Annotated in this window: 29 protein-coding genes; 11 read left to right on the plus strand and 18 right to left on the minus strand. The window is 66.5% G+C overall.

Annotated features, from left to right (window positions below; all coding sequences use genetic code 11):
* Positions 1 to 16: 16 nt before the first annotated feature.
* Complete coding sequence (purM, locus tag A9X00_RS10450; RefSeq protein WP_067152613.1) at positions 17 to 1111, plus strand: phosphoribosylformylglycinamidine cyclo-ligase; 1095 nt, start codon at positions 17 to 19, stop codon at positions 1109 to 1111.
* Between the two features lie 48 nt (positions 1112 to 1159).
* Here the strand turns inward: purM and A9X00_RS29765 are convergent, their stop codons facing one another.
* Both A9X00_RS29765 and A9X00_RS10455 read right to left on the minus strand, forming a co-directional pair.
* Positions 1160 to 1333 carry a DUF3073 domain-containing protein gene (locus tag A9X00_RS29765; protein WP_082975022.1) on the minus strand — a complete coding sequence of 58 codons (174 nt, stop codon included), beginning with the start codon at positions 1331 to 1333 and terminating at the stop codon, positions 1160 to 1162.
* Positions 1334 to 1480: 147 nt separating this feature from the next.
* Entirely contained in the window at positions 1481 to 2563 is a 1083-nt protein-coding gene (locus A9X00_RS10455) for a folate-binding protein YgfZ (protein ID WP_067152614.1), read from the minus strand.
* Positions 2564 to 2818: 255 nt separating this feature from the next.
* On the opposite strand from A9X00_RS10455, the gene A9X00_RS10460 reads away from it, so the two are divergent.
* The gene (locus tag A9X00_RS10460) at positions 2819 to 3685 is read left to right on the plus strand and encodes an aminodeoxychorismate lyase (RefSeq protein WP_156772032.1); all 867 of its coding nucleotides are present in this window, start codon (positions 2819 to 2821) and stop codon (positions 3683 to 3685) included.
* 243 nt (positions 3686 to 3928) lie between these two features.
* Here A9X00_RS10460 and A9X00_RS10465 read toward each other — a convergent pair whose 3' ends face one another.
* The 7 genes from A9X00_RS10465 to lmeA form a co-directional block, all read right to left on the minus strand.
* Positions 3929 to 4597 (minus strand): FABP family protein, encoded by a 669-nt coding sequence (locus A9X00_RS10465; RefSeq protein WP_067152617.1) that lies wholly within the window; start codon positions 4595 to 4597, stop codon positions 3929 to 3931.
* A gap of 143 nt (positions 4598 to 4740) precedes the next feature.
* Positions 4741 to 5043, minus strand: coding sequence for a DUF1416 domain-containing protein (locus A9X00_RS10470; RefSeq protein WP_066915955.1), 303 nt, complete (start codon positions 5041 to 5043; stop codon positions 4741 to 4743).
* Position 5044: 1 nt separating this feature from the next.
* Positions 5045 to 5878, minus strand: a complete 834-nt coding sequence (locus A9X00_RS10475) for a sulfurtransferase (RefSeq protein ID WP_067152619.1) — start codon at positions 5876 to 5878, stop codon at positions 5045 to 5047.
* A gap of 36 nt (positions 5879 to 5914) precedes the next feature.
* Positions 5915 to 6379, minus strand: coding sequence for a DUF4395 domain-containing protein (locus A9X00_RS10480; RefSeq protein ID WP_067152621.1), 465 nt, complete (start codon positions 6377 to 6379; stop codon positions 5915 to 5917).
* 105 nt (positions 6380 to 6484) lie between these two features.
* Entirely contained in the window at positions 6485 to 6574 is a 90-nt protein-coding gene (locus A9X00_RS32750) for an Ms5788A family Cys-rich leader peptide (protein ID WP_369830737.1), read from the minus strand.
* Between the two features lie 29 nt (positions 6575 to 6603).
* Positions 6604 to 7020, minus strand: coding sequence for a thioredoxin family protein (locus A9X00_RS10485; protein ID WP_067152623.1), 417 nt, complete (start codon positions 7018 to 7020; stop codon positions 6604 to 6606).
* Positions 7017 to 7829 carry a mannan chain length control protein LmeA gene (gene lmeA / locus A9X00_RS10490; RefSeq protein ID WP_067152698.1) on the minus strand — a complete coding sequence of 271 codons (813 nt, stop codon included), beginning with the start codon at positions 7827 to 7829 and terminating at the stop codon, positions 7017 to 7019. Before lmeA ends, A9X00_RS10485 begins: the two co-directional genes overlap by 4 nt.
* Positions 7830 to 8003: 174 nt before the next feature.
* Between lmeA and A9X00_RS10495 the strand changes: the two genes are divergently transcribed.
* From A9X00_RS10495 to pstB, 6 genes are all read left to right on the plus strand, one after another.
* Positions 8004 to 8783: a response regulator transcription factor gene (locus A9X00_RS10495; protein WP_156772029.1), complete on the plus strand. Its 780-nt coding sequence runs from the start codon at positions 8004 to 8006 to the stop codon at positions 8781 to 8783.
* Complete coding sequence (mshD, locus tag A9X00_RS10500; RefSeq protein WP_067152624.1) at positions 8780 to 9703, plus strand: mycothiol synthase; 924 nt, start codon at positions 8780 to 8782, stop codon at positions 9701 to 9703. The genes A9X00_RS10495 and mshD overlap by 4 nt, the downstream gene beginning before the upstream one ends.
* Before the next feature lie 158 nt (positions 9704 to 9861).
* The gene (pstS, locus tag A9X00_RS10505) at positions 9862 to 10986 is read left to right on the plus strand and encodes a phosphate ABC transporter substrate-binding protein PstS (protein ID WP_082975028.1); all 1125 of its coding nucleotides are present in this window, start codon (positions 9862 to 9864) and stop codon (positions 10984 to 10986) included.
* Between the two features lie 44 nt (positions 10987 to 11030).
* Positions 11031 to 12077, plus strand: coding sequence for a phosphate ABC transporter permease subunit PstC (pstC, locus tag A9X00_RS10510; protein ID WP_067152702.1), 1047 nt, complete (start codon positions 11031 to 11033; stop codon positions 12075 to 12077).
* Positions 12074 to 12988 carry a phosphate ABC transporter permease PstA gene (gene pstA / locus A9X00_RS10515; RefSeq protein WP_067152628.1) on the plus strand — a complete coding sequence of 305 codons (915 nt, stop codon included), beginning with the start codon at positions 12074 to 12076 and terminating at the stop codon, positions 12986 to 12988. The genes pstC and pstA overlap by 4 nt, the downstream gene beginning before the upstream one ends.
* Positions 12989 to 13000: 12 nt before the next feature.
* Complete coding sequence (gene pstB, locus A9X00_RS10520; protein ID WP_067152630.1) at positions 13001 to 13777, plus strand: phosphate ABC transporter ATP-binding protein PstB; 777 nt, start codon at positions 13001 to 13003, stop codon at positions 13775 to 13777.
* Here the strand turns inward: pstB and phoU are convergent.
* From phoU to A9X00_RS10545, 5 genes are all read right to left on the minus strand, one after another.
* The gene (phoU, locus tag A9X00_RS10525) at positions 13774 to 14442 is read right to left on the minus strand and encodes a phosphate signaling complex protein PhoU (protein WP_067152632.1); all 669 of its coding nucleotides are present in this window, start codon (positions 14440 to 14442) and stop codon (positions 13774 to 13776) included. The two genes, pstB and phoU, sit on opposite strands and share 4 nt — an antisense overlap.
* A gap of 58 nt (positions 14443 to 14500) precedes the next feature.
* Entirely contained in the window at positions 14501 to 16597 is a 2097-nt protein-coding gene (locus A9X00_RS10530; protein ID WP_067152634.1) for an LCP family protein, read from the minus strand.
* A 204-nt stretch (positions 16598 to 16801) separates the two neighbouring features.
* Positions 16802 to 17935 carry a tRNA dihydrouridine synthase DusB gene (gene dusB / locus A9X00_RS10535; protein WP_067152636.1) on the minus strand — a complete coding sequence of 378 codons (1134 nt, stop codon included), beginning with the start codon at positions 17933 to 17935 and terminating at the stop codon, positions 16802 to 16804.
* Positions 17936 to 17951: 16 nt separating this feature from the next.
* A complete protein-coding gene (locus A9X00_RS10540; protein WP_067152638.1) occupies positions 17952 to 18968 on the minus strand; it encodes an acyl-ACP desaturase in 1017 nt (338 codons plus the stop codon).
* Between the two features lie 165 nt (positions 18969 to 19133).
* A complete protein-coding gene (locus A9X00_RS10545; RefSeq protein WP_067152640.1) occupies positions 19134 to 19748 on the minus strand; it encodes a TetR/AcrR family transcriptional regulator in 615 nt (204 codons plus the stop codon).
* A 67-nt stretch (positions 19749 to 19815) separates the two neighbouring features.
* Between A9X00_RS10545 and A9X00_RS10550 the strand changes: the two genes are divergently transcribed.
* Positions 19816 to 20829: an oxygenase MpaB family protein gene (locus A9X00_RS10550; RefSeq protein ID WP_067152642.1), complete on the plus strand. Its 1014-nt coding sequence runs from the start codon at positions 19816 to 19818 to the stop codon at positions 20827 to 20829.
* A gap of 11 nt (positions 20830 to 20840) precedes the next feature.
* Here the strand turns inward: A9X00_RS10550 and A9X00_RS10555 are convergent, their stop codons facing one another.
* Both A9X00_RS10555 and A9X00_RS10560 read right to left on the minus strand, forming a co-directional pair.
* Positions 20841 to 21251, minus strand: coding sequence for a metalloregulator ArsR/SmtB family transcription factor (locus A9X00_RS10555; RefSeq protein WP_067152644.1), 411 nt, complete (start codon positions 21249 to 21251; stop codon positions 20841 to 20843).
* 18 nt (positions 21252 to 21269) lie between these two features.
* The gene (locus tag A9X00_RS10560) at positions 21270 to 21770 is read right to left on the minus strand and encodes a nucleoside deaminase (RefSeq protein WP_067152646.1); all 501 of its coding nucleotides are present in this window, start codon (positions 21768 to 21770) and stop codon (positions 21270 to 21272) included.
* A gap of 90 nt (positions 21771 to 21860) precedes the next feature.
* On the opposite strand from A9X00_RS10560, the gene A9X00_RS10565 reads away from it, so the two are divergent.
* The gene (locus A9X00_RS10565) at positions 21861 to 22760 is read left to right on the plus strand and encodes an SAM-dependent methyltransferase (RefSeq protein ID WP_067152648.1); all 900 of its coding nucleotides are present in this window, start codon (positions 21861 to 21863) and stop codon (positions 22758 to 22760) included.
* Here A9X00_RS10565 and A9X00_RS10570 read toward each other — a convergent pair.
* The gene (locus tag A9X00_RS10570; RefSeq protein WP_067152650.1) at positions 22750 to 23559 is read right to left on the minus strand and encodes a TIGR04255 family protein; all 810 of its coding nucleotides are present in this window, start codon (positions 23557 to 23559) and stop codon (positions 22750 to 22752) included. The genes A9X00_RS10565 and A9X00_RS10570 overlap by 11 nt on opposite strands.
* Before the next feature lie 366 nt (positions 23560 to 23925).
* Here A9X00_RS10570 and A9X00_RS10575 point away from each other — a divergent pair, with 366 nt between their 5' ends.
* The gene (locus tag A9X00_RS10575; RefSeq protein ID WP_082975030.1) at positions 23926 to 25458 is read left to right on the plus strand and encodes a toll/interleukin-1 receptor domain-containing protein; all 1533 of its coding nucleotides are present in this window, start codon (positions 23926 to 23928) and stop codon (positions 25456 to 25458) included.
* 205 nt (positions 25459 to 25663) lie between these two features.
* Here A9X00_RS10575 and A9X00_RS30700 read toward each other — a convergent pair whose 3' ends face one another.
* Positions 25664 to 26731, minus strand: coding sequence for a hypothetical protein (locus tag A9X00_RS30700; RefSeq protein WP_156772030.1), 1068 nt, complete (start codon positions 26729 to 26731; stop codon positions 25664 to 25666).

Genomic DNA, 26731 nt, shown 5'->3' on the forward strand with positions numbered 1-26731 from the left:
GGTAGCCTTTATCGCGATGACGGATCCCGGAAAAAGCCCCGGACGAAACCCGGGCAGCCAGGGCATCACCTACGCGGCGGCTGGGGTGGACATTGAAGCCGGTGAGCGCGCCGTCGCATTGTTCAAGCCGTTGGCCGTCAAGGCCACCCGCCCCGAGGTGCGCGGCGGGCTGGGCGGCTTCGCGGGGCTGTTCGCGCTGCGCGGCGACTACCGCGAGCCGGTCTTGGCGGCCTCCACGGACGGCGTGGGCACCAAGCTGGCGGTCGCCCAGGCGATGGACAAGCACGACACCGTCGGCCTCGACCTGGTCGCCATGGTGGTCGACGATCTCGTGGTGTGCGGGGCCGAGCCGCTGTTCCTGCAGGACTACATCGCCGTCGGCCGGACGGTCCCGGAACGCCTGAGCGCGATCGTCAGCGGCATCGCCGAGGGCTGTGTGCGCGCGGGCTGTGCGCTGCTGGGCGGTGAAACCGCCGAGCACCCCGGCCTGATGGAGCCCGACCACTACGACATCTCGGCGACCGGCATCGGTGTCGTCGAGGCCGACGACGTCCTCGGCGCCGACCGCGTGAAACCCGGCGACGTCATCATCGCGATGGGCTCGTCCGGCCTGCACTCCAACGGGTACTCGCTGGCCCGCAGCGTCCTGCTCGAAATCGACCGGATGAACCTGGCCGGTTACGTGGAGGAGTTCGGCCGCACCCTCGGAGAAGAACTGCTGGAACCGACCCGCATCTACGCCAAAGACTGCCTGGCGCTGACCGCCGAGACGCACGTGCGGACGTTCTGCCACGTCACCGGCGGCGGGCTGGCCGGCAACCTGCAACGCGTCATCCCGCCCGGGCTGGTCGCCGAGGTCGACCGCGGCACGTGGACGCCCGCGCCCGTTTTCGCCATGATCGCCCAGCGCGGCCGCGTGGCCCGCGACGAGATGGAGAAGACGTTCAACATGGGCGTCGGCATGATCGCCGTCGTCGCGCCCGAAGACCAAGACCGCGCGCTGGCCATCCTGACCGCGCGGCATCTGAACTGCTGGGTGCTGGGCACCGTCGGCAAAGGCGGAAAAGACGGCCCGCGGGCCAAGCTGGTCGGGCAACACCCGCGGTTCTGACAGAACTGTGCCGACGCTCAGCGCATCGGCACAGTGGTGGTGAGAGGTTCAGCGACGCCAGTCGTCGTCGCCCCAAGATTCGTCTTGGCCGTCGTCGCCGGGTTCGTCGGCGGTCGAGCCGGACAGCTCCTGCTGTAGCCGCTGGAAATCGGTCTGCGGGGAACTGTATTTGAGTTCTCGTGCAACCTTGGTCTGCTTTGCCTTAGCCCGGCCGCGGCCCATGGGGGAACCCCCTCGCGCAATAACGGAGCGGCCTAACGAGTAGGCGGCTCCGATCTCTTGGTGTCGTTATTGTCCTGCCGACAGTTTACCGTGCCTTACGGTCGGGTGTCGGTGACCCCTGTCCGCTGTGGTCGACGTCATCGACGATTATCTCGCACCGCCCCGCAACCGTTCAACGGCTCGCCGTCCCGCGCCGACGTGTTCGGTGGCGGGCAGGGAATCGGCGTCGATCGCCGCGGCGACATCGCCCTGCGGGCCGGTCGTCAGCTCGGTGTCCGCGGGCAGGCCGCGCTTGACGAGCGCCAGCGCCACCGGCCCGAGGTCGACGTGCTCGACGACGGTTCCGAGTCGTCCGACGGCGCGACCGCCGGCGAGTACCGCGTCTCCCGTGGCGGGCCGCTCCACCGAGCCGTCGAGGTGCAACAACACCAGCATCCGCGGCGGTTTGCCCAGGTTGTGCACCCGCGCGACGGTCTCCTGCCCGCGATAGCAGCCCTTGTCCAGATGCACGGCCGCACCGATCCAGCCCACCTCGTGGGGGATCGTCCGCTCGTCGGTGTCGACGCCGAGTCGCGGCCGCAGCGCCGCCACCCGGTGGGCCTCGTACGCCCAGACCCCGGCCGTCCGCACGCCGGCCCGCGCCAGGCGGTCGCGCCAGTCGGCCGACTCGACGCGCGGAACCAGCAGGTCCAGTTCGACCTGCCCGGCGGGGGCGCCGGGCATCCGGCGCGCAAAGCCGCCGTCGGCGACCGGAACGGCGGTCAGCTCGGCCGGCAAGGCGTCCACGCCCAGCGCGTCGAGCACCGCCCGGTCGGCCAGCCGCGGACCCAGCAGCGACAACACCGCCAGGTCCGCACCCGTGGGGGTGACCTCGGACCAGAACACCATCTTGCGCAGGTATTCCAGCAGCGGGCCGCCCCGCCACGGTTCGGTGTCGAGGTAGGTGGTGCCGTCGAGTTCCGTCTGAATCCAGTGGTCCTCGACGCGGCCCTGGCCGTCGAGGCTGAGGTTGTGCGTGCTCGCGCCCTCGGGGAGCTCGCTGACGTGCTGGGTGGAGATGGTGTGCAGCCAGGTCTGCCGGTCTTTGCCGGTCAGGGTGAGGACCGCGCGGTGCGAGCGGTCGACCAGCACCGCGTCCGTCTCGGCTGCCCGCTGCTCGCCCAGCGGATCGCCGTAATGCCAGACCGCGCCGGCGTCGGGTCCGGGATCGGGTGCGGGTACGGGGTTCACGCAATCAACTCTACGGACGGGTGCCCCGTCGACTGTGTACTCAGGGCGGTGAATGTGCACTGAGGGCTTTGAGTGGGTAGCAGCGGAGGGATTTCGGCAATTTTCCCGCCCAGGATTCATACGCAAGGCCCAGGATTCACACGCAACGCCCGAAGGCCGCGGTCGAGTGTGCGGCCAGCAGCACGCTCGACCGCGACCGTGCGGCCGGCCGCAGGCTCGCGGCTAGGCTTAGCCTCCATGGCCGACCAGACGAGTGTGATCGTCACGCTGGACGGCGAGGCCCATCCACCCGGCGCGCCGCTGCTGCACGCCGACGACCTGGCCGCCGTTCGCGGCGACGGCATCTTCGAGACGCTGCTGGTCCGCGACGGCGGTGCCTGCCTGGCGGGTTCCCATCTGCAGCGACTGACGCAGTCCGCCAAGATGATGGACCTGCCCGAGCCGGACCTCGCCGCGTGGCGCAATGCCATCGAGGAGGCGGCGCGCCGGTGGGCCGCCCGCACCTCCGACGAGGGTGCGATGCGCCTGATCTACACGCGTGGCCGCGAGGGTGGTTCGGCGCCGACCGCCTACGTGATGGTCAACCCCGTCCCCGAAAGGGTGACCGCGGTTCGCCGCGACGGGCTGTCCGCGATGACGCTGGATCGCGGGCTGCCGGCCCGGGGTGCCGATGCGATGCCGTGGCTGCTGGCCGGCGCCAAGACGCTGTCCTACGCGGTCAACATGGCGGCCCTGCGGCATGCCGCCCGCCAGGGCGCCGGCGACGTCATCTTCGTCAGCTCCGACGGCTACATCCTGGAGGGCCCGCGGTCGACGGTCGTGATCGCCGCCGAACCGGGCGCGGACGGGAACCCATGCCTACTGACGCCGCCACCCTGGTATCCGATCCTGCGGGGCACCACGCAACAAGCACTCTTCGAGGTGGCCCGGGCCAAGGGCTACGACTGCGACTACCGCGCGCTGCGGGCCGCGGATCTGCATGCCGCCCAAGGCATTTGGCTCGTGTCGAGCATGACCCTGGCGGCCCGCGTGCACACGCTCGACGGACGGCGACTGCTCCGGTCCCCGATCGCCACCGAATTCGCCGAACTGGTCGACGCGGCGATCGTCAGCGATCGCTGAGCGCTGAATTCTGTTGTCGCCTCGCCAGTTTCCAGGTACGGTCGGCCGTACACAGGGAAGGAGGTGGTCCGCGAAATTGATAGCTTCATGGACATGTGAGGTGGCTACGCGCTAGCTGCATTGGCTCGGAAGAGCCGGCGCATGCTGGCGAATTCCCCGTAGCCACCCGGCCCCCGAGCTTCCGGTCAGTCCAACCAGGAGCTTTGCTCGGGGGCCGCTCCATGTCCGGACTCGGCACCGGCTCTACCCCGCGAACCGCGACAGCCGCGCGGACAGATGCGGCACCAGCCCGCCGTCGGCGTCCACCCGCTCCTCCACGTAGGCCAGGTCGCCGCCTTCGACGATGCCGTAGAGCCGCTTGGCGCCACCGACCAGCAGGCCCGACCGGCTGCGGGCCAGCGCGTCGGTCACCAGCTCCCACGACGACTGCGTGCGGGGCCGCCCGTAGAACAACTCGATGTACCCGGCCGAATGGGCCAACAGCAACTCGATCGCCTGCGACTCGGTGGGATCGTCGTCGGGATCGCTGACAAAGCGCCAGAAGCCCGTCTCGCGCAGCCCGGGTTCCTGGTAGCCGCCCGCGTCGTCGAGCCGCCAGGACCGTGCTTCCCAATTCAGATAGTCGCCGCCGTCATGCGAGACCACGATCTGCTGACCGAACCGGTAATCCCCGTCGGGACCGCGGCCCTCGCCCTCGCCGCGCCACACCCCGACCAGCGGCAGCAGCGCCAGCAGCGCGTCGTTCAGGTTCGCCCCTTCGCGCAGATTCGCGGTGTCGGCGGGCACCGGCAGGTCGTCGAAGCCCGGGATGTTGCGGGCGGCGGTCACCTTGGCGCGTTCGGCGGCGGCGGCGACAGCGCGGTCGCCCGAGCCGCCGGAAACGGCCGGGCCGTCAGCTTCCTCGGACGTCACGACTCGTCAGTGATGAGCCGGTAGAGGGTGTACAGCGCGAACCATGAGATGACCACGACTGCGATGACCAGCATGATCTCGAAGAAGAGCACCACGGGTACGAGTCTATTCGTCCCGCGGATCCTCGGGGATCGGCCGGTCCGTCAGGCGATCTTGACGTCGACCTCGTGAATGCCCGCGCCGGACGGGGCCACGACCGCGTCGCCGTTGCCGATGGGGGACAGCGCGCGCAGCGTCCAGGAGCCCGGTGCGGCGAAGAACCGGAAGTCACCCGTGGCCGACGCGACCACCTCGGCCGTGAACTCGTCCGACGAGTCCAGCAGGCGGACGAACGCGCCACCCACCGCCTGACCGTCGCCGTCCACGACCCGACCGGTGATGACCGTTTCCTTCTCCAGATCGACGCTGGCGGGCAACGTCAGTCCTTGCTTCGGTCCAGAGCACATATCAGCTTCCCAACTCGATCGGGGCACCCACCAGGGAGCCGTATTCCGTCCAACTGCCGTCGTAGTTCTTGACGTTTTTGTGGCCGAGTAATTCCCGCAGCACGAACCAGGTGTGCGACGAGCGTTCCCCGATTCGGCAGTACGCGATGGTTTCCTTCGTGCCGTCCAGGCCGGCGTCGGCGTACAGCTTGGCCAGCTCCTCGTCGGACTTGAAGGTGCCGTCCTCGTTGGCGGCCTTGCTCCACGGGACGTTGATCGCGCCGGGGAGGTGGCCGGGCCGCTGGCTTTGCTCCTGCGGCAGGTGCGCCGGCGCGAGGATCTTGCCGGAGAACTCGTCGGGGGAGCGCACGTCGACGAGGTTCTTGACGTTGATGGCCGCGATGACCTCGTCGCGGAACGCCCGGATGGTGTTGTCCGGCGGGGCCGCCGTGTACGACGTGGCCGGCCTGCTGACGCTGTCGGTGGACAGCGGGCGCCGGTCGAGCTCCCACTTCTTGCGGCCGCCGTCGAGCAGCTTGACCTTCTCATGGCCGTACAGCTTGAAATACCAGTAGGCGTAGGCGGCGAACCAGTTGTTGTTGCCGCCATAGAGGATCACGGTGTCCTCGTTGGCGATGCCGCGGTCGGACAGCAGCTTGGAGAATTGCTGTGCGTCGACGAAGTCACGCTTGACCGGGTCCTGCAAATCGGTGCGCCAGTCCAGCCTGACCGCGCCGGGGATGTGGCCGGTGTCGTACGCGCTGGTGTCTTCGTCGACTTCCACGAAGACGACGTTCTCGGCGTCGAGATTGCTCTGGGCCCAGTCCGCGGAGACCAGGACGTCGGAGCGTGCCATGGATGAATTCCTTTCGATTGCTGCTGATGAACGGGGCTAGGAGGGGGTCGGTCGCAGGCGTGCGACCAGCGGGTAGAGCTGGCAGCCCAGGCAGATGGCGAAGGCGGCGTTCAGGAAGGCGGCAACCAGCGCGAACGCGGTGGCGATTACCCCGACCAGGAAGGCGCCCGCGGCGAATCCCGCCACGCCGACGACCGCGAAGATCAAGCCGACGAATTGGGCGAACTTCAGCGGCGCGACCGGCTCGCGCTCCGTGACCGGGCCCAAACGCGGCGCCACGACGCTGGCGAACACTCGCCCGTAGGGATGGCGGCGGGGGCCGCCGACGGCGCCGATCGCGAAGACCACGGCCTGCACCCCGAGAATGACGGCAGCCGCCAGGGGGCTGGCGGCCGAAACGAGGAGCACGACGATCAGGACGGCGGTGGTGACCCAGGCGGCGAACCTGGGCCCGCGGACGTCGACGCGGTCCGCTTCGACGGCGGTGTTGCTGCTCGACACGGTTTTGCTCCTAGAAATCTTGTTGCGCGGAAAGGGGGAGGCGCGCCTTGGAAAGCCTGGGCAGGGCTCCGAAGCTGCTCCGAGTGCGCGCGGGGGCGCTGCTACTCAACAGCTACAGCAACAACAACAACCCGCGAAGCGGCACAGATCGACTGTGCGACGCGTGGTGAGCATGGGCTCGAGGCGGGCTGACACGTCGGCAAGCTTACCCAATGACCTGGCGCTCAAGCCAACAGCGGCTGCAGCACCGAGCGCAGGTCGGCGGGCTTGGGCACGCCGGAGGCCCGGTATCGCTGACGTCCGTCGGCGTCGAAGATCAGCGTGGTGGGCAGCGACAGCACCGAAAACCGCCGGGCCGTCGCCGGGTCGGCGTCCAGGTCGATCTCGAGGTGGGCCACTTCGCCCATGTCCTGGCAGAGCTGATGCACCACCCGACGGACCCGATCGCACGGCCCGCACCACGCGGCGCTGAAATGCACGATGGTCGGCCCGGTGCGAGACAGGCCCAGGCCCGCGGTGTCGGGGTCGTCGCCCCGATCGGCGGCGATCTCGCGGACGTGGCCCGAACGGCGCGTGAGCAGCCAGCCGGCGAGGCCTGCCACCAAGACGGCCGCCACGAGCGCGACGACGACGGTAATCATGACTGCTTAAACCCATCGAGTGCGATCGTTACTCCCTGGGTGACGCCTTCGACGATGATGTCGGACCCGCGGGCGCCCTCGGACGTCGGCGCCACGCCGAACGGAAGCCGCTGATTGGGCAGCCTGGCGCTGAAGGCGCGCAGGACGGCGTCGCGCTTGGCCTCCGGAACGGGTTGGTTGGCGGTGTCGGGCCCGGTGAGGACACCGGTGGGGGTGATGACCAGCGTCGCCGGGTCGTCGGCGGCGATGGAGAGGTCGACCGAGACGCTGACCCGGTGGTCGAAATCGGACGATTTGGGTGTGCCGCTGAACACCAGGCCGTGGCTGTCGGAGATACCCGAGGCGGTGACGCCGCCGGTGGCGGTGTTGGTCTCCTTGGGGGGCGCCTCGACCATCAGGTCGGTGATGCCCATGTACCGGCCGAGGTGGATCGAGTCGATGATGATGCGGCTCTCCAGCCTGCCCACCGGCAGCTTCGCGTCGGGCCTGATCAGCCAGGACGCATAGCTCAGGTCGACCGAATACATGGTGGCCTCCAGGGTGGCCTTGCCGACCATCTCGTGATCGATCGCGTTGGCCTTCACTTCCACCTGGCTGTAGTGCCGCCGCATCGCCTGCGGGATGAAGGGAAAAGCAACGATGGCGACGAACGGGTCGGACCCCAGATTCGCGACCCGGCGCACGCTGGTGGACAGCCGGTATTCGGCATAGATGCTGGTTCCGTAGTCGGCGGCGACGGCGCCGACGACGATCACGGCCACGGCGACGGCCGCCGCCCCGACGCCGATCAGCACCTTTCGCATGCGCACATTGTCGCGTAATACCATGGCCGCCGTGCCGCTGACCGTCTGGTGGCGGGCCTCACAGTGGCGGATACCCTGCACCGAAATGGCAGGTGGCACGTTATCGTTAGATGACCTGGCAACCAACGCGTCGTGGCGTTATCGAAATTGGGAGACGCCTTTCCCACGATTTGGAGGGGCTTGTTGGAGCTTTTACTGCTGACCTCGGAGCTGCATCCCGATCCGGTGCTGCCGTCGTTGTCGTTGCTTCCCCACACCATCCGGACGGCGCCGCCAGAACCCTCCTCGTTGCTGGAGGCCGGAACCGCGGACGCAGTGCTTGTCGACGCGCGCACCGACCTGTCGTCCGCGCGCGGCCTTTGCCGGCTGCTGAGCACGGCGGGCCGGTCGGTCCCCGTCCTGGCGGTGGTGAGCGAAGGGGGCCTGGTCGCCGTGAGCGCCGACTGGGGACTCGACGAGATCCTGCTGCCCAGCACCGGGCCCGCCGAGATCGACGCGAGGCTGCGGTTGGTGGTCGGCCGCCACGGCGGGCTGGCCGACCAGGAGAGTGCCGGCAAGGTCAGCCTCGGCGAGCTCGTGATCGACGAGGGCACCTACACCGCGAGGCTGCGCGGCCGCCCGCTCGATCTGACCTACAAAGAGTTCGAGTTGCTCAAGTACCTGGCCCAGCACGCCGGCCGGGTCTTCACCCGTGCGCAACTGCTGCACGAAGTGTGGGGCTACGACTTCTTCGGCGGCACCCGCACGGTCGACGTCCACGTGCGCCGGCTTCGGGCCAAACTCGGCCCGGAGTACGAGGCGTTGATCGGCACGGTGCGCAACGTGGGTTACAAGGCCGTCCGCCCCGCGCGCGGTCGCGCCCCGCTCGCCGGACCCGATGATGTCGATGCCGTCGACGACGCCGAGGCCGACGCCGAGGAGCTGCAAAACCCGCTGGGCGACCCGCTGCGCAGTCAGTGAATTCGCCGGAGTGGCGCTCCACTCTGACCGCCGATGAGCAGCGGACGGTGCGCGAACTCGTTTCGGCGGCAACGGATTTCGACGGCGTAGCGCCGGTGGGTGAACAGGTGCTGCGCGAACTCGGCCACGACCGCACCCAGCACCTGCTGGTCGGCGGCGCCCAACCGGGCTCGATCGATGGCTATCTGAATCTCAGCCCGCCCCGCGACGGCGGCGCGGGCATGGCCGAAATGGTGGTGCACCCGCGGGCCCGCCGGCGCGGTATCGGCGCCGCGATGGCACGCGCGGCGGTGGCCAAGACCGGCGGGCGCAACCAATTCTGGGCGCACGGCACCCTGGAGCCGGCCCGGGCGGCGGCGTCCGCGCTTGGCCTCGTCGCGGTGCGCGAGCTGGTCCAGATGCGACGGTCGCTGCGTGACGCCGGCGACCCGGTGCCGCCCGTGCCCGGGGTGCAGATCCGCACCTACCAGGGCACGTCCGACGACGCCGAGCTGTTGCGGGTCAACAATGCCGCGTTCGCCTACCACCCCGAACAGGGCGGATGGACCGAAGCCGACTTGGCGGAGCGGCGCGGCGAACCGTGGTTTGACCCGGCCGGCTTGTTCCTGGCGTTTGGCGCCCCCGATGGCGACGACGCGGGCAGGCTGCTCGGCTTCCACTGGACCAAGGTGCACCTCGACCGTCCGGGCCTGGGCGAGGTCTACGTCGTCGGCGTCGACCCCTCGGCGCAGGGCCGGCGGCTGGGGCAGGTGCTGACCGCCATCGGCATTCAGTACCTGGCCGGCCGGCTGTCCGGTTCGGCCGAACCGACCGTGATGCTCTACGTGGAGTCCGACAATGTCGCCGCGGTGCGGACTTACGAGCGCCTGGGGTTCACCACCTACAGCGTCGACACCGCTTACGCTCCCACGCCCGGCTGACACCAGCCGTGTGGACGGCAAGTGTTCACATTGCATTCATCTCGACCGACTTCTGTGGGTCTCGTCACCGCATATTTTCGCGGTGACTCGGCAACCTCCTTGGGGAAGCGGCCAGCGGCGCCCGCACGCGTCCCGGAATGCGTCAGAAAGCGAGATCGGTGAGGCTCGACAGGCAGGGAAGGGCGCTGACGCGGGTGGCGGTGGCGCTGGCCATTTGCGGTGGAACCCTGACGGCCTGCCACAGCGACGACAACCACCGCGGCGCTTCGCCCACCACCCTCTCGGGGCCCACCGGTACGGCTGGTTGCGGCGGCAAGAACGGGTTGACGGCGGAGGGTTCGACCGCTCAACAGAACGCGATGTCGCTGTTCAACCAGGTCTGGGGACAGTACTGCCCGGGCAAGGGCGTGTCGTACAACCCGACCGGGTCGGGTGCCGGCCGCGAGCAGTTCATCGCGGGCCACGTCGACTTCGCGGGGACGGATTCGCCGCTGGTCGCCGACCAGATCGGCCCGGCCGCCAAACGCTGTGACGGAAATCCGGCGTGGGACCTACCGCTCGTCTTCGGCCCGATCGCGTTGGTGTACAACCTGCCCGGCGTGCCGAAGCTGGTCCTCAGCAGTGACGCCCTGGCCAAGGTGTTCAGCGGCAGGATCACGGTCTGGAACGACCCGATACTGGCGGCGCTCAATCCCGGGGTGCCGCTGCCCGCTACCAAAGTCGTACCGATCTACCGGTCGGACTCGTCGGGAACGACCGACAACGTCCAGAAGTATTTGACGGCCGCCGCGCCGCAGAGCTGGACCCGGGGTGTGGGCACCGAGTTCCAGGGCGGCGTCGGGGAGGGCGCGGCGAAGTCGGCCGGCGTGATCCAGGCCGTGCGGTCCACCCCGGGTGCCATCGGGTACGTCGAGAAGGGCTTTGCCGACCAGGCCGGTTTGCCGTATGCCCTGATCGACACCGGCAACGGCGTGGTTCCGCTCACCACCGACACCGCCAACAAGGCCATCCAGGCGGCCAACTTCGTGGCCGATGGCAACGATCTGGTGCTGGATCTGAACCCGATGTATGCCGCCGAGCAGGCGGGCTCGTACCCGCTGATGCTGGCCACGTACGAGATCGTGTGCTCGAAGGGCTACGACCCGGATACCGCCGCGGCGATCAAATCGTTCCTCGGCGTGGCCGCGACCAACGGGCAGGCCGGCCTCGCGTCCGCCGGTTATGTTCCGCTGACCGATAAGGTCAAGGGGCGATTGGTTACCGCGATCAACGCAATGCAGTGACCGGTGGGCGCAATGAGCGACAGCACACCTGTGACGGGATCACAGTGACAGAGTCTTCGGTGCCGAACCCTTCCGCAGCGGGTTCGGGTGCGGTCGTCGCCGCGCCCTTCCCGGAATCGCCGGTGGTACCGATCAGCCCCTGGGGGCGTGCCCAGCCGCGCATGGGGGACAGGGTATTCCGTTGGCTCGCCAGGTGTTCGGGCGTTCTCGTCGTCGTTCTGATCGCCGCCATCGGCGGGTTCTTGTTGTTGCGTGCGATCCCGGCCCTGAAACGCAACCGCGAGAACTTCTTCACCTACGGCGGTAGTTGGGTCACCACCGACACCTCGGCCATGCATTTCGGAATCCCTGATCTGCTGCAGGTGACCCTGTTGGTCTCGGTGTTCGCCTTGGTCCTGGCCATGCCGATCGCCTTGGGCGTGGCGCTGTTCATCACCCAGTACGCGCCGCGGCGGCTCGCCGGACCGCTGGCCTACGCGGTCGACCTGCTCGCCGCGGTTCCCTCGATCGTTTACGGCGTGTGGGGCCTGTACGTCCTGGCGCCGCAGCTTCGACCGGTCGCCACCTGGCTGAATCACAGCCTCGGCTGGTGTTTCCTGTTCGCCACCGGCAACGCGTCGGTTGCGGGCGGCGGCACCATCTTCACGGGTGGGATCGTCTTGGCGGTGATGATTTTGCCGATCATCACCGCGGTCACCCGGGAAGTGTTCGTTCAGACGCCGCACGAGGAGATCGAGGCGGCGCTGGCGCTCGGCGCCACGCGTTGGGAAGTGGTCAAGACGACGGTCCTGCCGTTCGGGCGATCCGGATACGTCAGCGGCGCGATGCTGGGCCTGGGCCGCGCCCTCGGCGAGACGGTCGCGCTGCTGATCATCTTGCGGGGCACCCAGGCGGCATTCGGGTGGTCGCTGTTCGACGGCGGCTCGACCTTCGCGACCAAGATCGCCGGCGCGGCAGCGGAATTCGATGACCGGTACAAGGCCGGCGCCTACATCGCCGCGGGGCTGGTCCTGTTCGTGCTCACCTTCCTGGTAGACACCATGGCCCGCGGCGCTGTCGCCGGCGCCCGCAGCCGCAGGGGCCGCCGATGACCTCGATGCTCGATCGTCCGCTCAAGGCGCGGGCCCTGTCCGGGCTCGGCCGTCGCCGCCGGGTCGCGAACAACGCCGCGACCGTGTTGGTGACGCTGTCGATGGTGATCGCCGTGATCCCGTTGCTGTTGGTGCTGTACTCGGTAATCGCCAAGGGACTCAAGGCAATCGCATCGACGGCGTGGTGGACGCACTCCCAAGCCGGTATGACGGCATTCGTCGCGGGCGGTGGCGCCTACCACGCGATCGTGGGAACGCTGCTGCAGGGATTGGTGTGCGCCCTCATTTCGGTGCCGATCGGCATCATGCTGGCGATCTATCTGGTCGAATACGGCGGCGGCACACCTCTGGGCAGGCTGGCGTCGTTCATGGTCGACATGCTGTCCGGCGTGCCTTCGATCGTGGCGGCGTCGTTCATTTACGCGCTGTGGGTGTCGACGCTGGGGCTGCCCCGGTCCCAGTTCGCGGTGTCGCTGGCGTTGGTCTTGTTGATGCTGCCGGTGATCGTGCGGGCCACCGAGGAGATGCTGCGGATCGTTCCGGTGGATCTGCGGGAGGCCAGCTACGCACTGGGCATCCCGAAGTGGAAAACCATTGCCAGCGTCGTGATTCCCACCGGGCTGTCCGGCATCATCACCGGGATAATGCTGGCGGTGGCCAGGGTGCTGGGCGAGACGGCGCCCCTGCTGATCCTCGTCGGTTATTCGCAGTCGATGAACTTCGACATATTTCACGGGTTCATGGGATCGCTGCCCGGGATGATGTACGACCAGACGGCGGCGGGCGCGGGCGTCAACCCGGTGCCCACGGATCGGTTGTGGGGTGCGGCGCTAACCCTCATTCTGGTCATCGCGGTCATCAATGTCGGGGCCAGGGTGATCGCGAAATTCTATGCCCCCAGGAAGTCGTAGGCAGGAGCACTAGTGGCCAAGCGGTTGGACCTCAAGTCCATCAACATCTACTACGGGTCGTTCAAGGCGGTCGCGGATGTGACGATGTCGATCCTGCCGCGTAGCGTGACCGCGTTCATCGGTTCGTCGGGCTGCGGCAAGACGACCGTGCTGCGCACGTTGAACCGGATGCATGAGGTGATCCCCGGCGCGCGCGTCGAGGGCAGCGTGCTCCTCGACGATCAAGACATCTACGCCCCGGGTGTCGACCCGGTCGGGGTGCGCCGGGCGATCGGTATGGTGTTCCAACGGCCGAATCCGTTCCCCGCCATGTCGATTCGCGACAACGTGGTCGCCGGCCTGAAACTGCAGGGCGTACGCAATCGCAAGTTGCTCGACGAGACGGCCGAACACTCGCTGCGCGGGGCGAACCTGTGGGAAGAGGTCAAGGATCGGTTGGACAGGCCCGGCGGTGGATTATCCGGTGGCCAGCAGCAGCGCCTGTGCATCGCGCGCGCCATCGCCGTGCAGCCCGATGTGTTGCTCATGGACGAGCCGTGCTCGGCGCTGGACCCGATCTCGACGCTGGCCATCGAAGAACTGATCAGCGAGTTGAAGCAGGACTACACCATCGTGATCGTGACGCACAACATGCAGCAGGCCGCCCGGGTAAGCGACCAGACGGCGTTCTTCAACCTGGAAGCCACCGGAAAGCCCGGCCGGCTGATCGAAGTCGACGACACCGAGAAGATCTTCTCCAACCCGACGCAGAAGGCGACCGAGGACTACATCTCCGGCCGCTTCGGCTAGTGCGAAGCCGGTTTGGTCTCGTCCTCGGGAAGATGCCCGGTCGCTTGGAAGATGACGCGCCTGGCCACTTCCACGGCGTGGTCGGCGAAGCGCTCGTAGAAGCGGCCGAGCAACGTCACGTCCACGGCGGCGGCGACGCCGTGCTTCCACTCCCGGTCCATCAGCACCGAAAACAAATGCCGGTGCAGATCGTCCATGGCGTCGTCTTCCTCGCGGATCCGGGCGGCCTTTTCCGGGTCGCGTGACAACACCACCTCTTGCGCGTTGCTGCCCAATTCGACTGCGACCCTGCCCATTTCGGCGAAGTATCCGTTGACCTCTTCGGGCAGCGCGTGCTGGGGATGGCGCCGACGCGCGATCTTGGCCACGTGCAGGGCCAGGGCGCCCATCCGGTCGATATCCGCCACCATCTGGATGGCGCTGACGATGGACCGCAGATCGCCGGCGACCGGTGCCTGCAGCGCCAGCAGCACAAACGCGCTTTCCTCAGCCTGGGCACTGAGCGTCGCGATCTTCTCGTGGTCGGAAATCACCTGTTCGGCCAGCACCAGATCCGCCTGTAGCAGGGCCTGGGTGGCCTGCTCCATCGCGATCCCCGCCAGCCCGCACATCTCGCCCAGCCGCTCGGATAACTCGGTGAGCTGCTCGTGGTAGGCCGTCCGCATGCTGCCAAGCCTACGTTCTCGATGCCGCAAACGGGTGACGCGCTGGCGCCAAAATTCTTTACTCGCAGGTGGTGTCGGCCGCGTTGGTGACCGTCAGGTCGTCGGGCAGCTTGGTCGGGGTGTTGCCGGACCCGCGTTCGATCTGCATGCTGATCGACGAGCCGCTGGGCGCGGGCGTGGCGACCGAGTTGAAGTCCGGCCCCAGCACCACCTGGATGACCTGCCCGTAGCCCGAAACCCGCTGGACCTTCGCGTTGGCGAACGACGAGGCAACCGTCGCGGCGGCCTGCTCGTTGCCGGGCGAGAACAACACGGTCGTCGTGTTCACCGAACTGGGATAGTCATCCGGTGTCATGACGTTGAAGCCGTTCCGCTTCAGCTGGCTGGTCGCGGTGGCGGCCAACCCGCTCTGCGTGGTCGCGTTGGACACCCGGACGGTGACGTCTTGCGGCGCGGCCGTCGTCACCTGCTGGTGTTGGGCCTCCGGGGCCGCGGTGGGGCTGGGCGCCTTCTTGGTGGTGGGCGCCTTGGTCGGCGACCCCGGGGTGGCCGAACTCTTCCCCAAATTCAGTGCGTTCTGGTCGTTTTCCTCGGGCAGGGGATCGTCGTTGATGATCGCGTCGAACAGCGCACGCATGTCGGCCATCCGCGGGGGCTCGTCGCCGTTCTGGTCCGTCACGCCGGTGGGCACGGTGACAAACGTCATGTGCCCGGCCGCCATCCCCTGCAGTGACTGACCGAGCTGGACCAGGTCCTTGGTCTGGACGTTGTCGACGTAGGTGTCGTTGATGACCATGTTGACGACGTTGTTGAGCTTGTTGAGGTCGAGCAAGGTGTCCTCGGAGATCAGCGACCGCAACAGCGATGACAGGAACAGCTGTTGGCGCTTGATGCGGCCGTAGTCACCGTTGGTTTCGGTGGTGACCTGGCGGGCTCGCACGTAGTTGAGCGCGGTCGGCCCGTCGAGCACCTGGCGTCCCGCGTGTTCGAGGACGGTGCCCAGTTCGTAGTCGTGTATCGGTGTGCTGCTGCACACTTCGATTCCGCCGAGAGCATCGACCATCTTCGCGAAGCCGGCGAAGTCGACGGCAATGAATCGGTTGATGTTCAACCCGGACAGCTTCTGGATTTCCTTGACCAGACATTTAGGGCCGCCGAACGAGAAGGTCGAGTTCAGCTTGGTCTCGGTGTAGACCATCTTGGGACCCGTGGTCTTGGTCTTGGGGTCGTAGATGGGTCCGTACTTGCCGGTTTCGGGGTTCCACGCCTCGCATTGGATCGGGGTGATCGCGAGGTCGCGGGGGAACGACACCGCCACAACGCGTTTGCGGTTGGCGGGGATGTTGACCAGCATCACGGTGTCCGACCGCGCCCCGCCGGCCTCGTCGGTGTCCCCGGCGCCCATGTTGGCGTTCTCCCCGGAGCGGGAGTCCATCCCGACGATCAAGAAGTCTTCGTCGCCGTACTGGCCACTGGGATCGCGGATGTCGCTCGAGTTCTGGTCGAGTGCGTTGACGATGTTGAGGCGGTTGTTCTTCGACGCGCTCCACTGCCACGCCCCACCGGTCAGGACCAGAGCCAGCACGGCCGAAAATGCCGCCATCGAGCGCGCCGCGACCATGATCGGGCGCCGCCGTCGCTTGGTCTTCGGCTCGCGCTTCCCGGTCCGCGGCTCGGGGGCCGGGCCGCCCTCGGGCTCGTCGGGTTCGAACTCGTCGTAGTCGGCGTAGTCGGCGGCCTCGAGGTCGGGCAGCTCCGAAGGGGGGTCGACCAGATAGGCCGGGGTGTCGATCACCTGCGTTTCCTGCAGGTCGACCGGCAGGTCGGAGTCGGCCTCGGGAATTTCGTCGTCGGACGCGACGCGGTGGCGACTGGGCCGGGCGGTGCTCGGGGCCCCGACTTTGGCGATCAGGTCGGCGACGGTGAGCCCGCCGTCGGTGTGACACCCGCCCTGGTCGGTCTCGTCGGCCGGCGGCTCGACAGGCTCGGCGGCCTCAACGGGCTCGGCGGGCTCGTCCGGTGCCGGCTCGGCCAGCCAGCGGTGGACGCTGTGATCGGCCGGCGGTTGCGCGAATCGCTCCCATGGGGCGGCTCCCAGCGTCGGCCCTGGGACGCGCCGATGGCCACGAGTGGCGTCAGTGCCGCCATCACCCATGTCCTACCGGCCTCCAAAACTCTGGTGCAACTCCCATGCGACGCCGGGGCTAGCCATCAGCGCCGCGGCCGCGCCACCCTTTGGTCGCGCAGTGTTCTCGCGCTCCCGCGGCGGCACGCAACCGACCCCCACCGAAGCGCAATGCAGCAAGGTCCACATCGTACTGAGTTATCGGCGCGGACGCGATTTCGAGCTTGTTAACGCTTAGCCACCCGAGTGCATCACGTCCGCCCCCGCGGGCACCGTGCAGTCGTCCGGGTCGGCCAACCAGCCCTCGGGAAGGGCCACCCGGGCGGGTGAACCTTGCCGGCCACGGGGGCCGCTCGCGGCGTCCGGAAACGGGACGGAACGGTCCAGCCGGTCGAGCAGAGTGTCGAGCTCATCCAGCGTCGTCACCATCGCCAGCGCCCGGCGCAACTCCGATCCGGCGGGAAAACCATGCAGGTACCAGGCGATGTGCTTGCGGATGTCGCGCATGCCCTTGTCCTCGCCGAAATGCGCGGCCAGCAGCCGGCCGTGCCGGCGCACGATGTCGGCGACCTCGCCCAGCGTGGGCGGCGTCGGGGCCGGGCTGCCGGTGAACGCGGCCGACAACTCGGCGAACAGCCAGGGCCGGCCCAGGCAGCCGCGGCCGATGACGACGCCGTCGCATCCCGTGCTGGCCATCATCGCCAGCGCGTCGCTGGCGTCGTAGATGTCGCCGTTGCCGAGCACCGGGATGGTCCGCACCTGCTGCTTGAGCTGGGCGATCTGCTCCCAGTCGGCGGTTCCCGAGTAGCGCTGCGCCGCCGTGCGGGCGCGCAGCGCGACCGCCGCCGCGCCCTCGGCCTCGGCGATGCGCCCGGCATCCAGGTGGGTGTGGTGCTCGTCGTCAATACCGATGCGGAACTTCACGGTCACCGGTATGCGGGTGCCCTCGGTGGCCCGCACGGCCGCGGCGACGATCTGACCGAACAGCCGCCGCTTGAACGGCAGCGCCGCCCCCCCGCCGCGCTTGGTGACCTTGGGCACCGGGCAGCCGAAATTCATGTCGATGTGGTCGGCCAGGCCTTCGTCCGCGATCATCCTGGCGGCCGCGTAGGTGGTCGCCGGGTCGACGGTGTAGAGCTGCAGCGAGCGTGGCGACTCGTCGGGCGCGAACGTCGTCATGTGCATCGTGACGGGATGCCGCTCGACCAGCGCGCGAGCGGTCACCATCTCGCAGACGTAGAGCCCGCTGACCGTGCCGACCTTGGCTAGCTCCAGCTCCCGGCACAGCGTCCGGAACGCGACGTTGGTCACGCCCGCCATCGGGGCCAGCACCACCGGGCTGGCGAGCGTGATCGGACCGATACGCACGGCAGCTACCGAAGGCTCACCGGCGACTCATGGCGAGTTTGCCGGCGGTCTTGTGCAGCTCGTAGGCGGTGGTCTTCTTGCCGGTACGGGCTTCGCGGTCGAGCTGGCGCTGCTTGGACACCTCGAACCTGTCGCAGGACGCCTCGAGTTCCTTGATCAGCACGCCGAGGTCGTCGCGCAATTCGGCCGCCTCGCCGGTGAAGTCCTCGCGCTCGAAGATGCGCCACTTCTTCAAAATCGGCATGACGACCTCGTCGAGGTGGATCCGCGGGTCGTAGACGCCGCCCATGGCGATGATCACGGCCTTGCGCCGGAACTCGGGCACCTGGAAGCCGGGCATCTGGAAGTGCCGCAGGATCAGGTGCAGCGCCTTCATCGCCGTGTTGGGGGCCAGCTCGAACGCGGCCTCGCTGACGTCGCGATAGAAGATCATGTGCAAGTTCTCGTCGGCCGAGATCTTGGCCATCAGCTGCTCGGCGACGGGGTCGTTGCAGGCCTTGCCGGTGTTGCGGTGCGAAATCCTGGTGGCCAGTTCCTGGAAACTGACGTACAAGACGGAGTGGGTGAGGGTTTCGGCGAAGTACTCGCCCTGGTGGTTCTGGCCCGGGCTGAAGCCCCGGTTGACCACCTCGAGGCGCAGCAGCTCCAGCTCGACGGGGTCGACTGCGCGGGTCACCACGAGGTAGTCGCGCAGCGCGATGCCGTGCCGGTTCTCCTCGGCGGTCCACCGGTTGACCCACTGCCCCCAGGCGCCGTCCATGCCCATGTTCATCGCGATCTCGCGGTGGTAGGACGGCAGGTTGTCCTCGGTGACCAGGTTCTGAACCATCGCCACCTGCGCGACATCGGATAGCTTGCTCTGCTCGGGGTGCCAGTCCTGTCCGCCGAGCGCGTAGTAGTTCTTGCCGTCCGACCACGGAATGTAGTCGTGTGGGTTCCAGGGCTTGTGCACGCTCAGATGCCGGTTCAGGTATTTCTCCACGACCGGTTCGAGTTCATGCAAAAGCTGTAAGTCAGTCAGCTCCGCTGACATGGCCCCTCCAGTTATCTGTGTCTGCGGGTAGCAGTCAATATATCTGTGTCCCCCGGTAGCATCAAGTTCCTCGCCCGCGCGGCACGCCACAGTTTTCGACGCCGACGAACGTTGTGGGCAACCCGGCTTCCTAGGGCTAACCAGTGCGGGGTGTGCGCGAAACCGCTACTCGGATTTGCCCTGCTCGGCGGCGGATACGTAGGGCGCCGCCGCGTTGAAGAGCATGTTGACGCAATAGTCGATGAACTGCTTGCGGGTGGCCCCGAGCTGTCCGTTGATATAGGCGGTGAACAGGCTCGTCAGCCCGCCGACCAGGCTGGTGGCGATCATCTTCTGCAGCACCGAATCGCCGATGCGCGACAGCTTGCGCTGCAGCAGATCGATGAAGTTGGGCATCCACTCCGCGCCCGACTGGGTCAATACCGGCTCGACCGTGGGCGCCAGCAGCAGCACCCGTCCGCGGACCGGATCGTCGACCATGAGCTCGACGAATTGTTCGACGGCCTCGCGGGGCGTCTTCGCCGAGACGAGCGTCTCCATCGCGCGCGTGCAGACGTCGTCATAGACGGCGCGCACGAATTCGTCGCGGTCGGAGAAGCTTTCGTAGAAGTAGCGTTCGGTGAGTGCGGCCTTCTTGCACACCGCGCGGACCGTCAGCGCGGGGCCGCTATCGCTGCCGAGCAGCTGCACGCCCGCGGTGATGAGATTGTCGCGGCGCAGGGCGAGGCGGCTCTCTAAGGGGACGCCGGTCCAACGACCCCGTCGTTGACCCGTCTGCACATCGCTCCTAAGCTCTAAAGTGACAACGCACGTAGTCAGAATTGCCGATACTTACAGGGATCTAATAGTGACCCAACATACGTCCGCTGCCCGCCCGCTGAACAGCGGCGCCCCCGACGGCGTGGCCGGCGGCTGCCCGGTCTCGCCGCTCGGCTACGCGTCGCCGCCCACTCCGCTCGGCCCCGATTCGTTGACGTGGCGGTACTTCGGGGACTGGCGCGGCATGTTGCAGGGTCCGTGGGCGGGTTCCATGCAGAACATGCACCCGCAGCTCGGGGCGGCGGTCATCGACCACTCGACGTTCTTCCGGGAGCGCTGGCCACGCCTGCTGCGCTCGCTGTATCCGATCGGCGGCGTCGTCTTCGACGGCGACCGCGCCCCGGACACCGGCGCCGAGGTCCGCGACTACCACATCGACATCAAAGGGGTCGACGAGCAGGGCCGCCGCTACCACGCGCTGAACCCGGACGTCTTCTACTGGGCGCACGCCACCTTCTTCGTCGGCACTATCCATGTGGCAGAGCGCTTTTGCGGGGGGCTGACCGACGCGCAACGGCGGCAGCTCTTCGACGAGCATGTCGAGTGGTATCGCCTGTACGGCATGAGCATGCGGCCGGTGCCGGCGTCGTGGGAAGAGTTCCAGGCTTACTGGGACCACATGTGCCGCAACGTGTTAGAGGATAATTACGCAGCCCGTGCGGTCCTCGACCTGATCGAGCTGCCCAAACCGCCGTTCGCCCAATGGCTTCCGGACCCGCTATGGGCGGCACAACGCAAGCTGATGGCACCGTTCTTCGTGTGGCTCACCGTCGGCCTCTACGATCCGCCCGTGCGCGAGCTGATGGGCTACCGGTGGTCGCGGCGCGACGAGTGGCTGCACCGCCGGTTCGGCGATCTCGTCCGCCTCGTCTTTGCCTGCGTGCCAAGGCGATACCGCAAGCACCCGCGGGCGCGCGCCGGCTGGGATCGCGTGACGGGCCGAATCCCCGGCGACACACCGCTGGTTCAGACGCCGGCGCGCAACCTGCCGCCGCTGGACGAGCGCGACAACCCAAAGCATTACTGCCCGAAGGTCTCCTAGCCCAACGCCTTTCAGGCGGAACCCCGACCGGTGCGAGCGCCGCGCCTCGACGATGACGCGTTGATCGCCTTCAGTCCGCCCTCGCCCCGATGATGAGGCGGCACGCCCGGGCCGGCGTGCTCCGCATTGCGGACCGCATCGATGACGAGTTGCCGGACGTGGTCGTTCTCCAGGCTGTAGAAGATCGTGGTTCCCTCGCGACGCGTCTGGACCAGCCGCGCCATGCGCAGCTTGGCCAGGTGCTGGGACACCGATGGCGCGGGTTTTCCCACGTGTTCGGCGAGCTCGTTGACCGACATCTCACGGTTGGTCAGCGACCAGAGCACTTGCACGCGAGTCGCGTCGGCGAGCATCCGGAAGACCTCGACGACGAGGCCGGCCTGGTCGTCGGGCAAGCGGCCTTCGCTATTACCTGCATGCATACGCAGACAATAGCCGGGTCACTCGTGCGGGACGACCGTCGATTGGCGGCGGCCGCCGTTGCGTTCGTTCCAGAACCGGTAGACGTCTACCGCGGCATCTTCGGGTTGGTAGCGCATCGGCAGCCGACGGTGGTCCCAGGTTTTGGCGAATTCGTCGTAGAACGTGGCGACCTCGAAGTACTTGCGGTCATCGGCGTAGTACTGCGCGTAAGCCTCGCGCGTGGTGAGGAAGACGACTTCGCGCGGAGAGCAGTAGTACAGCGAGCCCAGGCACATCGGGCACGGGTGGGCCAGCACATAGATGGTGCTGTCGACCAGGTGCTCGGTGCCGAGCCGCATGCACGCCTCGCGGATCGCCAGTATCTCCGCGTGCGCGGTCGGATCGTTCGTCTGGGCCACCTTGTTGGCGCTTTCGGCGAGGATCTGGCCGTCGTTGACGATCACCGTCGCGAATGGGCGACCGCCTTCGGCGACGTTCTGGCGGGCCAGGTCGATCGTTCGCTGGGCGAAGTCCGTCACAGGTCGCAGAGTAGTCCCGGGCGGACCGGCGATCAGCGCTGTGATAGTAACTAGATTGTCTATATTTTTCGGCTGGGGACGAGGAACACCATGGCGCGCACTGATCGCGATCGTTGGGACCTGGCGACGAGCGTCGGGGCGACGGCAACCATGGTCGCCGCCCAGCGGGCGCTGTCGACCGATGAGAAGTTGATCGACGACCCCTACGCGGCGCCGCTGGTGCGCGCCGTCGGCATCGACGTCTACGTGCGGTTGGTGAACGGCGAGATCCCGGTCGGCACGGAATCCGAGTTCGACCCGCAGCGCATGGCCAGGGCGATGGCGTGCCGCACCAGGTTCTACGACCGGTTCTTCCTCGACGCCGCGCAAAGCTGCGTCAACCAGGTCGTCATCCTCGCGTCGGGACTCGACTCGCGCGCGTATCGCCTGCCGTGGCCGGCGGGCACCGTCGTCTACGAGGTCGACATGCCGGAGGTGATCGAGTTCAAGACGTCGACACTGCGCGACCTCGGCGCCGAGCCGGCCGCCGAGCGGCGCACCGTCGCCATCGACCTGCGCGACGACTGGGCCGCGGCGCTGCAGGCCGCCGGCTTCGATCCGAAGGTTCCCGCGGCCTGGAGCGCCGAAGGCCTATTGGTATATCTGCCCGACGATGCGCAGGACGCGCTGTTCGACAACATCACCGCGTTGAGCGCCCCGGACAGCCGCCTGGCTTTCGAATTCGTGCCCGACACAACCATTTTCGCCGACGAGCGGTGGCGCGCACACCACGACCGGATGAGCGAACTCGGGTTCGAGATCGACTTCAACGAACTCGTCTACCACGGTCACCGCAGCCACATCCTGGACCATCTGAACCAGCGCGGCTGGCGGACGTCATCGCAAACCACGAAGGAGTTGCATGCGGCCAACGGCTTCGTCTATCCCGACGACGAACTCGCCGAAGCCTTCGGCGACGTGACTTACAGCAGCGCGACGCTTACCGGCTGAGCAGGTCGTCCTTCAGGCGGTTGGTGAGCATCTCCTGGAACACGGTGCGGGCCGGGTCGTACAGGTCCTGGAAGGTCACCAGCACCGTGTTCCGGTCGTATTCGGGGATGGACCCCAGCGGAGTCCAGAAGCTGTCGATGTCCATCAGGAAGAACGGTCCCTGCTGGGCCGGCATGGTCCGGCGCAGGTGATAGCTCGCGTCCAGCGCCTGACCCACGCCCGGGCCGTAGCGCACGATCATCGACTTGCCCGGCTGCGCTTCCCGGTAGACCGCCGCGCCCTGCCATTCGGTCAGGGTCAGGCCGGCGGGCGCGATGCGCTGCGGCCCGAGCAGCGGCTCGGCGATCCAGTTGCTCCATTCGATGCGGCCATCCACACCCTGCGGGACCCGGATCTCGAGCACATAGCGCAGGCCGAGACGTTCCACCCCGACGATCGGCGAGAACTGCGCGCGGGCGTCAACGACGCGCATCACCAGCTCGAGCAGCGCCTCGAAGTTGCTGTAGGCGGTGGTCTCGATCACCACCGCCTGCGCCTTCATCGACGCGGCGAGGGTGTTGTCCCGGTTGACGTAACGGACGAAGCGCTCGGCGGCCGGTTGCGGTTGTCCCCCGGCGCCCATCGCCCAGGCCACGTCCTGCGCCTGGCGTTCGATGGGGAGCAGGTCCGCCAGCAGACGCCTGAGTTCCCCGCTCGACGATTCCGTGAGGGAATCCGTTGCCGGGTGACGGATTTCCATGGTTACCAGCGCTACTGGCGCGTTTGGGTAGGCCGCATCGACACTCATATCGCCGAGCATAGTCATGCCTTCCGGTGGCCAAACCGGGGCCATCCCGCGTGTCGGCCAGGACGGTGAGCGTCGGAATCGGCGCAAGCGTGTTCCGCCGGTGGCGGACGACGGGAGCCGGGCAATACCCGAGCTAACGGCCCGTTTTCGGTGCCCCCACTAGGACTAGAACCTAGGACCTGCGGATTCATGGTTAGCCCGTCCCGTTGGTTGGTTGCTAACTATTTCCTATCCATGCAGCTCAACTGCTGACTCCGGCTCCACCGTGGTTCGCCGGTTCTCGTTGATGTCAATTGCGTCTCGTTCATTAACAGTCAATTAGTGGTGGGTCGCATAGGGTCTTGTCGTGCGTCACACCAGTAACAGGGGGCAAGCACGGTGGCTACCAAAGAGCCAAGCAAGCACGTGTTCATTTCATACGTTCACGAAGACGCTGAGCAGGTCGATCAGCTATGTGCAGTGCTGGAAGCAGTCAACATCCCGTACTGGCGGGACCGCTCAAAGCTCGGGCCGGGCGATGAATGGAAGGTGAAGATCCGCGAGGCTATACGGTCGGGATCGATGGCGTTCCTCGCATGCTTCTCGGATCAGTCGCGAGCCAAAGATAAGTCCTATATGAACGAGGAACTGACTATCGCCACCGAAGAATGGCGCCTGCGCCCTCCCGGGCGCACCTGGCTAATCCCGGTCAGATTCGACGAAGGCCCGGTACCGGAATGGGATCTCGGCGCGGGCAAGACGCTTTCCGACCTCAACTACTCCGACCTGTTCGGAAGTGCACTTATCCCCAACACCGCGCAACTGGTAGACAAGATCAAAGAAGTGATGGGCCTGACGTCCGCGCTCGATCCGCGGGTGGTCCAAACCTCAGTGGAAGAGTCCACTGCCTCACATCGGCCGGCGATTCTTCGTCGCCTGACCAAGGAGATGGTGCGGGATCCATCGCGAGATATCGAGCTTGACGACCTGGTCAGCGCCGAGATCGCCCGAGCTCTTGCCGGCATGCGAGACAGCGACCGATTCCCGACCTCGTCACCTGGTGGGTCGAACAGCGAGTTAGCAGTTCACGGCGCCGTTAGAGCCAACGATTATTGGGAACTCGTCCAACCGTTTTGCTGGTCGCTGCAGGTCGCAGCTCGGTATGGCGAGCCAAGCGCATTAAGCCCGTGGTCCAACGGAATGAGAGCGTTGAGCGCCGAAGCTCACAAGATCGCGGGCGGTCACACCTACCTGCTTAACCTGCGGCACGTCCCGGCGCTCATCACCGTCTTCGTGGCTGCGATGTCGGCCGCCGGTCAAGGCAAGTGGTCGAACTTCAAAGCGTTGGTCGTCGATCCAAAAGTGACGGACCGTAGCCGTAGTTTCGGCAGTTCGCCAAAGCTGTCGCTGGTTGAGGCGGTCAACCCGTACAAGCCTTTCGATTCCGAGCTCATCAGCCAGCTTCTCGTTAACGCGTGGGTGATGGGCAAGGACTTAGCCGATGCACAGGAGGCCATCGATCGGCGTGAGGGCATGAACTACCACACGCCTGTCCCAGACTGGCTCCACCGAATACTCAGGCGGCTTTTCGACGAGCAGTTCCCGGACGACGAGGAATATGACGACGCCTTCGACAGGACTGAGGTCATCCTCGGCGTTGTGGACGAGGACCTGGCCAATGAGCGATTTAAGGATCAGCCGACGCGGCCGTTTCATTCGTCAACCATGTGGTTCGGACGAGCTGGATGGCGTTCCAAGCACGACCGAGATGATCCGGTCCGGGCGCTAGCCGACGAATTAGCTGCCGACGGTTCTGGCTGGCCTCCGCTCGGGGCTGGGTTGTTCGGCGGATCGGTCGACCGCGCCAACACAGCCATCAGCCAGTACCACGAAAGCTTCGCGAAGTATCGAAGTAATTCCAGATTCTGGTGACCTCGCCGTTTGAAAGCTACTTGCAGCAGAGTCGATTTCGTGCGTGCAGCGAACCGGGCGGGCCGACCGCGCGGATAAAGGGGCTGGGGCTGTGGCGCCTGGACAAGGCCAAGGCGGACTCGTCGGAGCCGACGGTGCCGCAGCTTAGGTCGGGCATGGTCGCAGCTCAAAGCGACAATGTCGTGTTCCTAGGCCGTGCAAGTGGCTAAGGCCCGGGAAACACGGGCTTGCGCGCACTTTCAGGCCAATTTGCGGCGTCTACCTTCTCAACGTGCGTTCGTAGCCCGCGTAAGAATTCTGCTGCCTCTTTAGCCCGTCGTTGATACTCATCCACGGATGTCCAGCCATACACGCTCCTATTCCCCAGCAGATGATCACGCAGTTGACCACGGTCCCGAAGCGCGTAGCTCTTGAGTGAGTCGAGCGCATCACTCATGCTCTGCGGCGGATTCCAATTACCCGTCGACTCGTGGATCGACGAAAACAGCGAGATTGGGTTGCCGTCGCGCGACATACTGGCGCGTATCTCGGAGTCAATTTCTGAATCTACTGAATCGAACCAAAGCAGGTTGCGTTCAAGCCGTTGTATTCTGACGTATTGGTCGAGCATGTTCCATGCCCCCTTAACAGTCGACCACCGCACTTGGAGGGCTCTATCAGCTGTCACGCTCTCCGAAACATTGTTCAGTGCGGTCTCAAGTAGGCGGGCATCTCGACGTATAGACTGCAGTAGACGCTCCGCGAGCTGGTCGTGTTGCTTTCGAATCGCGGTGTGATCCGGGTGTGATTCATCGGTGTCTGTGAACATCAAACTAATAAAGCCGCTCAAATCGTGGATTGCAGTTTTATTCGTTCTTTGGACATGTGCAGCGCCACTGTCCAGTGCTTGAATCCGTTGCTCGGAGCAAAACTCCATTACGGCATCTCGGAATGCTTTCCATGCGAGCACCGAGATACGGTTTACTTTGTCGAGTGCGGCCTTTTCTTCACGCTGGATCGTAAAGGTAGCTAAGACGACAGTAGCAACCGGGGCTCCTATCAAAAAGCCGGTGAAGCCCGCGAGGACATTTGGAATATATGCGTGGTTGTGGAACCAATCAGCGTTGTACCGGCGCAACCAACTCTGCTTAGGGTCAAAGCCTCCTAGTGTTACATTGACTCCCGCGTCGTTGAGCCAAAGTCCGGCAAGCAGAACGATGCCGATCAGAAGAGACAGGATTAGCATGACCTGCGTCGAACGCTTGAAATCTTTGGACGTCTCGAGGAACCCCAC

This window comes from Mycobacterium sp. 1245805.9, from assembly GCF_001672915.1.
Taxonomy (GTDB): Bacteria; Actinomycetota; Actinomycetes; order Mycobacteriales; family Mycobacteriaceae; genus Mycobacterium.

Bases quoted from the DNA above. Each gene is read 5' to 3' on its own strand.
- purM (WP_067152613.1), top strand. From the start codon at position 17: ATGACGGATCCCGGAAAAAGCCCCGGACGAAACCCGGGCAGCCAGGGC.
- A9X00_RS29765 (WP_082975022.1), bottom strand. From the start codon at position 1,333: ATGGGCCGCGGCCGGGCTAAGGCAAAGCAGACCAAGGTTGCACGAGAA.
- A9X00_RS10470 (WP_066915955.1), bottom strand. From the start codon at position 5,043: ATGTGCTCTGGACCGAAGCAAGGACTGACGTTGCCCGCCAGCGTCGAT.
- A9X00_RS10475 (WP_067152619.1), bottom strand. From the start codon at position 5,878: ATGGCACGCTCCGACGTCCTGGTCTCCGCGGACTGGGCCCAGAGCAAT.
- A9X00_RS10485 (WP_067152623.1), bottom strand. From the start codon at position 7,020: ATGATTACCGTCGTCGTCGCGCTCGTGGCGGCCGTCTTGGTGGCAGGC.
- pstA (WP_067152628.1), top strand. From the start codon at position 12,074: ATGACCTCGATGCTCGATCGTCCGCTCAAGGCGCGGGCCCTGTCCGGG.
- phoU (WP_067152632.1), bottom strand. From the start codon at position 14,442: ATGCGGACGGCCTACCACGAGCAGCTCACCGAGTTATCCGAGCGGCTG.
- A9X00_RS10530 (WP_067152634.1), bottom strand. From the start codon at position 16,597: ATGGGTGATGGCGGCACTGACGCCACTCGTGGCCATCGGCGCGTCCCA.
- A9X00_RS10540 (WP_067152638.1), bottom strand. From the start codon at position 18,968: ATGTCAGCGGAGCTGACTGACTTACAGCTTTTGCATGAACTCGAACCG.
- A9X00_RS10555 (WP_067152644.1), bottom strand. From the start codon at position 21,251: ATGCATGCAGGTAATAGCGAAGGCCGCTTGCCCGACGACCAGGCCGGC.
- A9X00_RS10565 (WP_067152648.1), top strand. From the start codon at position 21,861: ATGGCGCGCACTGATCGCGATCGTTGGGACCTGGCGACGAGCGTCGGG.
- A9X00_RS10570 (WP_067152650.1), bottom strand. From the start codon at position 23,559: ATGCTCGGCGATATGAGTGTCGATGCGGCCTACCCAAACGCGCCAGTA.